Source organism: Pseudonocardia sp. SID8383 (assembly GCF_009864975.1).
Taxonomy (GTDB): Bacteria; Actinomycetota; Actinomycetes; order Mycobacteriales; family Pseudonocardiaceae; genus Pseudonocardia; species Pseudonocardia alni.
In genome coordinates this window covers 1-7,480 of record NZ_WWFY01000957.1, presented here as the reverse complement: position 1 = coordinate 7,480, position 7,480 = coordinate 1, and the positions used below count along the sequence as shown (strand labels likewise).

Below are 7,480 nucleotides of genomic sequence, written 5' to 3'. Positions count from 1 at the left end.
GGACGGCGTCGCCCGCAGCGGTCGTGCTGATCACCGCGCCATCCTGCCGAACGGCGCCGCCGCTGTCAGGTGCGCGCCGGCACCTGCCGCAGCCGGGCGACGAAACCGGCCGGGCCGCCCGCAGCGCGACGGTGGAGTCGGCGTCCGGGTCCTCGGTGGGGCTGCGGCCGGTGCCGCGCGGGTCGAACCTGACGACGGTGTGGTCGGCGGCCATCGCGTCGGCGAGCGAGCCGAAGCCCTCGGCGCCCATCGGCGAGCCGACGAGCACGAGCAGCGGGCCGGTGCCGCGGACGTCGAAGGTGACGCGGGCGTCCGGGCGGTCGAGCAGATCCGTCGTCACGACGGTCATGGGTGCCTCCTCGCGGGCGGTGTCGCGGTGCCGACCGTCGGCGGGCACCGGACTCCTCGCCGTACCGTGGGAGGCACTCCGACAGAACGGACGAAGCCCCCGTGAAGACCCGCGTCGCCCCGGTGCTGGGCGTGCTCCTCGTGCTGGCCCTGCTCGTCGGCGGTCTGGCCTGGTTCGCCGGAAGCCGCGGGTTCACCCCCGACGACCTGCGCGAGCTGGTCGACCCGCCCCCGCCGGAGCAGTGCGACCAGCCGGACCCGACGACCTCGGGCTGCCTCACCCCGTCCGCGCTGCGCCTGCACGACGCCGCCGTGGCCCGGTTCGGCGAGCCGGGCCCGTCAGCACCGGTCCGGGCGGTCACCTGCTGGTCGGAGCACGCGTGGAACCCCTCGAGCGACCACCCCGCCGGCCGGGCCTGCGACTTCTTCCCGGCCGGCTACGGCGACTTCCCCGCCGGCCAGGACCTGGAGGACGGCTGGGCCGTCGCGACCTGGCTGCGCGAGAACGCCGCCGAGCTGCGGGTCCGCTACGTGATCTGGCAGGGCCGGATCTGGTACCGCGGCACCGGGGACTCCGGGGAGGGCCGGAAGAACTGGGGCCGGCCCTACGACGGCGGCGGGGTGTACGACCCGGAGGACGCCACCGGCGGGCACTACGACCACGTCCACGTCAGCGTCCGCCGGTGAGCACCCCGCTCACAGCACGTGCTGGCCGTACATCTCCCCCAGCGGGTCGGCGATGAGCTCGATGCGCGCACCGTCGGGGTCGCGGAAGTAGACCGAGACACCGGAGTGCACCTCGTGCTCCACCCCGGCCTCGGCGAGCCGCGCGACGAGCTCGTCCCACCGCTGCGGCTCGACGCTGATCGCCATGTGGTGCAGCCCGCCGAGGACCTCGGCGTAGGGGCCGACGTCGAGGCCCGGGAAGTCGAAGAACGCGAGCAGGTTCCCGTTGCCGATGTCGAAGAAGAAGTGCGAGGACCCCGGGTAGTCCCGGTTCTCGATCAGCTCGGTGAGCGGGAAGCCGAGGACATCCTGGTAGAAGCGCACGGTCCGCTCGACATCCGAGCTGACCAGCGCGGTGTGGTGCAGGCCGCGGGCGGTCGAGGCCGGCCGCTCCCCCGCCGGCTTCAGGTGGGCGGAACGGATCCGGTCGCGGGCGGCGTCGAGGGCGGCGATGTCGGTGGGGGTGCCGGTGTCGGTCATGGCGGTCAGCCCTTCAGCAGTGAGGTGAAGTCGGGGACGTCGGCGAACAGGTCGGTGCGGGTGGCCGGCGGCCGGGCGGCGACGGCGTCGGCCAGCTCGCCCGCGGCGCGCCCGACACGGCCGTCCAGTGTGGTGCCCACCTCGGTCGCGCCCCAGTCCTCGGGTGCGGCGAACACCGCGGTCGGGACCGTCGCGGCCCGCAGGTACGCGAACAGCGGGCGCATCGCGTGCTCCAGGGCCAGCGAGTGCCGCGCCGTGCCGCCGGTCGCGGCGAGCAGCACCGGGGTGCCGGTGAGTGCGTCGCGGTCCAGGACGTCGACGAAGGTCTTGAACAGCCCGCTGTAGGACGCCGAGAAGATCGGCGTCACGGCGACGACGGCGTCCGCCGCGGCCACCGACTCCAGCACCGGCGCCAGCGCGGTGTTCGGGAAGCCGGCGACCAGGTGGTCGGCGAGGTCGCGGGCGTGCTCGCGCAGCTCCACGACCTGCACCTCGGCCCGCTCGCCCCGGTCGGCCAGTGCGGCCGTGACCGCGGCGGCGAGGCGGTCGGCCAGCAGCCGGGTCGACGACGGCGTCGACAGCCCGGCGCTGAGCACGACGATCCTGCGGGTGGTCATCACGCGACCTCCTTCTCCTGCGTCCCGGTGCTGTCGGTGCTGCCGGTGCCCGCGGCGTCGCGGGCGGCGACCAGCGAGGCGTGGGTCGGCGCGTCCGGGACGCCCGGCGCGCGCAGCGCGGCGAACTCCTTGCGCAGCACCGGCACGACCTCCTCGCCCAGCAGGTCGAGCTGCTCCAGCACGGTCTTCAGCGGCAGGCCGGCGTGGTCGATGAGGAACAGCTGGCGCTGGTAGTCACCGACGTAGTCGCGGAAGCCCAGCGTCCGCTCGATGACCTGCTGCGGGCTGCCGACGGTCAGCGGGGTCTCGCGGGTGAAGTCCTCCAGCGAGGGCCCGTGCCCGTAGACCGGGGCGTTGTCGAAGTACGGCCGGAACTCGCGCACCGCGTCCTGGCTGTTGCGGCGCATGAACACCTGCCCACCGAGGCCGACGATCGCGCGGTCGGCCGGTCCGTGACCGTGGTGCTCCCAGCGCGTGCGGTAGAACTCGACCATCCGCTTCGTGTGCGACGCCGGCCAGAAGATGTGGTTGTGGAAGAAGCCGTCGCCGTAGTAGGCGGCCTGCTCGGCGATCTCGGGGCTGCGGATCGAGCCGTGCCACACGAACGGCGCGACGCCGTCGAGCGGGCGCGGGGTCGAGGTGAAGCCCTGCAGCGGGGTACGGAAGTGCCCCTCCCAGTCGCCGACCTCGGTGTCCCACAGCTTGCGCAGCAGCGCGTAGTTCTCGACCGCCAGGTTCAGGCCCTGCCGGATGTCCTGGCCGAACCACGGGTAGACCGGGCCGGTGTTGCCGCGGCCGAGCATGAGGTCGACGCGGCCGCCCGCCATGTGCTGCAGCATCGCGAAGTCCTCGGCGATCTTCACCGGGTCGTTCGTGGTGATCAGCGTGGTCGAGGTGGACAGCTGCAGGGTCTCGGTGACGCCGGCGAGGTAGCCGAGCGTGGTGGTCGGCGACGAGGAGAAGAACGGCGGGTTGTGGTGCTCGCCGATCGCGAAGACGTCGAGCCCGACCTGTTCCGCGTGCTTCGCGATGGTCAGGACGTCCTGGATCCGCTGGGCCTCGGTCGGCGTGCGGCCGGTCGTCGGGTCCGGCGTGACGTCGCTGACCGTGAAGACTCCGAACTGCACGGCTTCCTCCTCTGCTCGTCGACGGCTCATTGGTTGATCCGTCATCTACATCCTGCGGTAACATAGATGATGAGTCAACTATTTCGCTACGATGGTGCCGTGACACGGTGGCTGGACGAGCGCGAGCAGGTGGCCTGGCGAGGGCTGCTCCGGATGCAGGCACGCCTGCAGGGCGAGCTGCACCGGCGGCTGCAGACCGGGTCGGGGCTCTCGCTCACCGACTTCGACGTGCTGGTGGCCCTGACCGACCGGCCCGACGAGCGGTGCCGGGTGCTGGAGCTGGCGACGCTGCTGGAGTGGGAGAAGAGCAGGCTCTCCCACCACCTGGCCCGGATGCAGAAACGCGGCCTCGTCGCCCGCGAGGAGTGCGACGACGACGGCCGCGGCAACTACGTCGTGCTCACCGAGCAGGGCCGCGCGGCGATCGAGGCCGCGGCACCGGGGCACGTGGAGACCGTGCGGGAGCTGGTCTTCGACGCCCTCTCCGACGACGACGTGGCCGCCCTGACCCGGATCACCGCGGCCGTGCAGGCCCGGCTCGACGGTCGCGACCCCCGCTGACCGCGTTCCGCGGAACGCGCGACGGCCCGCACCGGGCGTCGCCGGTACGGGCCGTCGTGAGCGGGACCGCGATCAGAACAGCAGGTCAGGGCACCAGGATGGCGCGGCCCCTGACCCTCCCGGCGTCGAGGTCGTCGAGCGCGGACTGGAAGTCGTCCAGGGCGTAGGTGCTGGTGTGCAGGGTGACCCGGCCGCGGGCGGCCAGCTCCATCAGGTCGCAGAGATCGTTGTAGGACCCGACCAGGTTGCCGACCACGTTCACCTCGGCCGAGATCAGATCGATCGTCGGGACGTCGACGTTCTCGCCGTAGCCGACCACGTGGTAGTCCCCGGCGCGCCGGGTCATCGCCAGGCCCTGGGCGGTGGAGCCGCCCTCGCCGACGAAGTCGATGACGGCCTCGGCGCCGTTCCCGCCGGTGAGCGACAGGACCTCGTCGACCTGCCCGCCGTCGGCGACGATCCCGTCGTCGGCGCCGATCTCCAGCGCCAGCTTCACCGCGTCCGGGTTGCGGTCGAGCACGACCAGCCGGGCCGGGGTCAGCGCCTTCAGCACCTGGATGCCGATGTGGCCGAGCCCGCCCGCCCCGATGACGACGCAGGTGTCGCGCGGACCCAGCCGGCGTGAGGCCTTGGCCGCGGCGTGGTAGGCGGTGAGACCGGCGTCGGCGAGGGCGGCGACGTCGGCGGGCTGCAGCGACGGGTCCAGCTTGACGACGCTGCGCGCCGAGGTGCGCAGGTACTCGGCGTAGCCGCCGTGGGTGTCGATGCCCGGGAACGCCGAGGCGGTGCAGTGCACGTCGTCGCCGGAGCGGCAGGCGCGGCACAGGCCGCAGGTGGCGAGCGGGTGCAGGATGACGCCGTCGCCCTCACGGACGTGGGTCACGGCCGACCCCACGGACTCGACCCAGCCCGCGTTCTCGTGGCCGATCGTGTAGGGCAGCGTCACCTGGGACTTCTCCGCCCACTGCCCCTCGAGGACGTGCAGGTCGGTGCGGCAGACCCCGGCGCCGCCGATCCGGACGACGACGTCGAACGGGTCGACGACCTCCGGCTTCGGGACCTCGGTCAGCTCCATCGGCCGGTGGTAGCCGACCACCTGTACTGCTCTCACGACACGGATCCCTTCACGGACTCGGGGTAGCGGGTCTTCAGGAGCCCGCGGCAGAAGTGGGCGTTGCCCTCGATGGAGATCCGCACCGAGCGGGCCATCCGCAGCTTCAGCGGGACCTGCTCGGCCGGGTACGGGACGCCGTCGTGGCCGACCAGGACCGGCCGGTCGCCGCCGGTGGGCAGGCCGATCGCCGCGCGGCGGCGCAGCAGGGCGTCGGTGGCCGGGCCCGCGGGCAGGTCGGCCAGGGTGACGCCGTGCAGCGACTCGGGCGTCCGGTCCGGGTCGACCCGCAGCAGCCCGGTGAGCGAGCGCTCCATCGCGGCGGTGTGCGCCTTGCGCCGGAAGGTCTCGCGCAGCTCGTCGAGGTCGGACTCGGCCTCGTGCCGGAAGGTGCCCTTGTAGCCGGCGTCGGCGGCCAGCCCGGCGTTGATGAGGTCGGAGTCGTGGTGGTCGTCGAGCTCGACCACGACCTCGCCGGTCCAGTCCAGCGCGGTGAGCACGTCCTTCGCGTCCGAGCACATCAGGTAGGCGAAGTTCGGCGCGCAGAACGCGGTGGGCAGGCGCAGGTGCACGGTGACCCGGTCGCCGTCGACGTCGAGGGAACGGACGAACTCCAGGTCGGTGATCGGCTCGTCCAGCTCGGGGTCGACGACGGCGTCGAGCGCCCGGAACGCCTGGTCCGTACGCGAGGTGCGGGCGAGGGCGGGGGCGCTCACGAGGCCACCGGGACCTCGGTCGGGGTCTCGTCGCGCAGCTGCAGCTCGGCGGGGACCTCGATGTCGTACATCGCCGCGGCGTTGAGACCCAGGATCTTCTTCTTCTGGGCGGTGGTCAGCGGCGCGTACTCGGACAGCTCGTCCGGGATCTCGAAGTCGACGAAGCGCTCGACCAGCCAGCGCGGGGTCCAGATCGCATAGTCGCTGGAGAACTGGATGCGGTCCTCGCCCAGCCAGTACAGGAGCTCGCCGATGATCTGGCCGAAGTACTTGGGCCGGGTGTGGATGAACGGCATCGCGACAGCCAGGCCGGCGTGCACGTTCGGTTCCTGGGTGGCGATCCAGCAGAAGTCCTCGAGGCGCGGCAGGCCGCAGTGCTCGACGACGAAGTTCAGGTCGGTGAAGTCGGTGGCGACCTTGTCCACGTCGGCGACGTCGAACGCGTCGCGGTCCAGCGGGCGGATGGTGGGGCCCTTGTGGATGTGGATGTTGCGGATGCCCAGCTCCTGGGCCGCCTCGAGGTACTTGTAGGACCAGTGGTCGTCGAGCTTCCAGCCGCGGGACTCGCCGTGCCACTCCGCGGTGTAGAGCTTCGCGCCCTTCAGGCCGAAGCGCTTCGCGTCCTCGCGCAGCTGCCGCAGGCCCTGCTCGCCGTTGCGGGGATCCCAGTGGTGGTTGTAGGTCAGCTTGTCCGGGTGGGCCTGGGCGAGGGCGAAGGCCTCCTCGGTCTGGCCGAACCCGTTGTCGTAGAACTCGCCCAGGTAGGCGGGCTGGAAGACGGCATGGTCGACGTGGCCGTCGGTGAACAGGTCCTTCATCAGCCGCTCGCCGCCCTGGTAGAGGTAGTCCTCGTAGGGCCAGACCTCGGACTCGGGGCTCAGGTTGCGGTGGTAGTCGTAGAAGCAGTCGATGAACTGCTTGCCGTGGATGTTGCGCTGGTTCTCCGGGCGTGCGTCCCACAGCGCCACGTGGGCGTCCACGATGAAATAGGATTCGCCGTTCTTCGAGTACATCGTTGTCCTCTCGGTCGCGGCGAGGTGGTGGGCACCCCGCGACTGCGCGGGCCGGTGGGGATCCCGCGTCGAGGGCCGAAGGTAGGAACGGCGGCGCCCCGGCGGTCGTGATCACCGTCTCAACCTGAGACGAGACGGCGTCGCGACGGCGTCGCGGATATGACACGGTCGTGAGCAGCAGGTACGAGGAGGTACGCGCGATGGGGCAGTCACTGGCTCCGGCCCGGATCTCGGCGTCCTGGGCGCGCAGCGAGACCTACGGCGCCCCCACCGAGGCGGTCGACCCGGCGTTCACCGGCGCCGTCGACGACGGCTCGCTGTTCGCCCGGTGCGGCGGCGAGGTGCTCGCCGGGCTGCACGAAGGCCTGCCGGGCGAGCCGATCTCGCTGATGCTGACCGACGCCGACGGCATCGTCGTCTCCCGGCTCTGCGACGAGCGCGGCCTGACCGACGCGCTGGACCGCACCTACCTCGCCCCCGGGTTCGCCTTCGGCGAGCGGGAGGCCGGGACCACCGGGCTCGGGCTGGCCCTGGCCGACCGGGTCCCCTCGCTGGTCCGCGGCGACGAGCACTACTGCACCGGGCTGTGGGGCTACACCTGCGCCGCCGCGCCCGTCCTCGACCCGGTCGACGGATCGCTGCTCGGCAGCATCAACCTCACCACCTGGTCGCAGCGCTCCGACGGGCTGCTGCTCGCGCTGGCGCGCACCGCGGCCGGGCAGACGTCCGCGCTGATGCTGGCGCACGGGCGCGGCGCGAGCCCCCGGCGCGCGCCGCGCGG

The 7,480-nt window shown here is 72.4% G+C and carries 8 protein-coding genes and 2 pseudogenes; 3 read left to right on the top strand and 7 right to left on the bottom strand.

The features are described from left to right. Positions 1-349 (bottom strand): annotated as a pseudogene (locus GTW08_RS31185) (hypothetical protein); the annotation flags it as partial. Positions 350-450: 101 nt separating this feature from the next. Between GTW08_RS31185 and GTW08_RS22830 the strand changes: the two are divergent. Then, positions 451-1,035 (top strand): hypothetical protein, encoded by a 585-nt coding sequence (locus GTW08_RS22830; protein ID WP_073576694.1) that lies wholly within the window; start codon positions 451-453, stop codon positions 1,033-1,035. A gap of 9 nt (positions 1,036-1,044) precedes the next feature. Here the strand turns inward: GTW08_RS22830 and GTW08_RS22825 are convergent, their stop codons facing one another. The 3 genes from GTW08_RS22825 to GTW08_RS22815 are packed head-to-tail and all read right to left on the bottom strand — an operon-like array spanning position 1,045 to position 3,298. Beyond that, a complete protein-coding gene (locus GTW08_RS22825; protein ID WP_073576695.1) occupies positions 1,045-1,554 on the bottom strand; it encodes a VOC family protein in 510 nt (169 codons plus the stop codon). A 5-nt stretch (positions 1,555-1,559) separates the two neighbouring features. Continuing rightward, entirely contained in the window at positions 1,560-2,171 is a 612-nt protein-coding gene (locus GTW08_RS22820; protein WP_073576696.1) for a CE1759 family FMN reductase, read from the bottom strand. Next, positions 2,171-3,298: a CE1758 family FMN-dependent luciferase-like monooxygenase gene (locus tag GTW08_RS22815; protein WP_161152502.1), complete on the bottom strand. Its 1,128-nt coding sequence runs from the start codon at positions 3,296-3,298 to the stop codon at positions 2,171-2,173. The genes GTW08_RS22820 and GTW08_RS22815 overlap by 1 nt, the downstream gene beginning before the upstream one ends. Positions 3,299-3,397: 99 nt before the next feature. Here GTW08_RS22815 and GTW08_RS22810 point away from each other — a divergent pair, with 99 nt between their 5' ends. Beyond that, positions 3,398-3,859 carry a MarR family winged helix-turn-helix transcriptional regulator gene (locus GTW08_RS22810; protein WP_073576698.1) on the top strand — a complete coding sequence of 154 codons (462 nt, stop codon included), beginning with the start codon at positions 3,398-3,400 and terminating at the stop codon, positions 3,857-3,859. Positions 3,860-3,944: 85 nt separating this feature from the next. Here GTW08_RS22810 and GTW08_RS22805 read toward each other — a convergent pair whose 3' ends face one another. The 3 genes from GTW08_RS22805 to GTW08_RS22795 are packed head-to-tail and all read right to left on the bottom strand — an operon-like array spanning position 3,945 to position 6,699. Then, positions 3,945-4,970: an alcohol dehydrogenase catalytic domain-containing protein gene (locus GTW08_RS22805; protein ID WP_073576699.1), complete on the bottom strand. Its 1,026-nt coding sequence runs from the start codon at positions 4,968-4,970 to the stop codon at positions 3,945-3,947. After that, positions 4,967-5,686 (bottom strand): iron-sulfur cluster assembly protein, encoded by a 720-nt coding sequence (locus GTW08_RS22800; protein WP_073576700.1) that lies wholly within the window; start codon positions 5,684-5,686, stop codon positions 4,967-4,969. The genes GTW08_RS22805 and GTW08_RS22800 overlap by 4 nt, the downstream gene beginning before the upstream one ends. Then, a complete protein-coding gene (locus GTW08_RS22795) occupies positions 5,683-6,699 on the bottom strand; it encodes an amidohydrolase family protein (protein WP_073576701.1) in 1,017 nt (338 codons plus the stop codon). Before GTW08_RS22795 ends, GTW08_RS22800 begins: the two co-directional genes overlap by 4 nt. A gap of 170 nt (positions 6,700-6,869) precedes the next feature. On the opposite strand from GTW08_RS22795, the pseudogene GTW08_RS22790 reads away from it, so the two are divergent. Continuing rightward, positions 6,870-7,480, top strand: a pseudogene (locus tag GTW08_RS22790) (Fis family transcriptional regulator); the annotation flags it as partial.

What these genes read in the sequence shown, in the direction of transcription:
- GTW08_RS22825 (WP_073576695.1), bottom strand. Translation starts at nt 1,554, where the DNA reads ATGACCGACACCGGCACCCCCACCGACATCGCCGCCCTCGACGCCGCC.
- GTW08_RS22820 (WP_073576696.1), bottom strand. Translation starts at nt 2,171, where the DNA reads ATGACCACCCGCAGGATCGTCGTGCTCAGCGCCGGGCTGTCGACGCCG.
- GTW08_RS22795 (WP_073576701.1), bottom strand. Translation starts at nt 6,699, where the DNA reads ATGTACTCGAAGAACGGCGAATCCTATTTCATCGTGGACGCCCACGTG.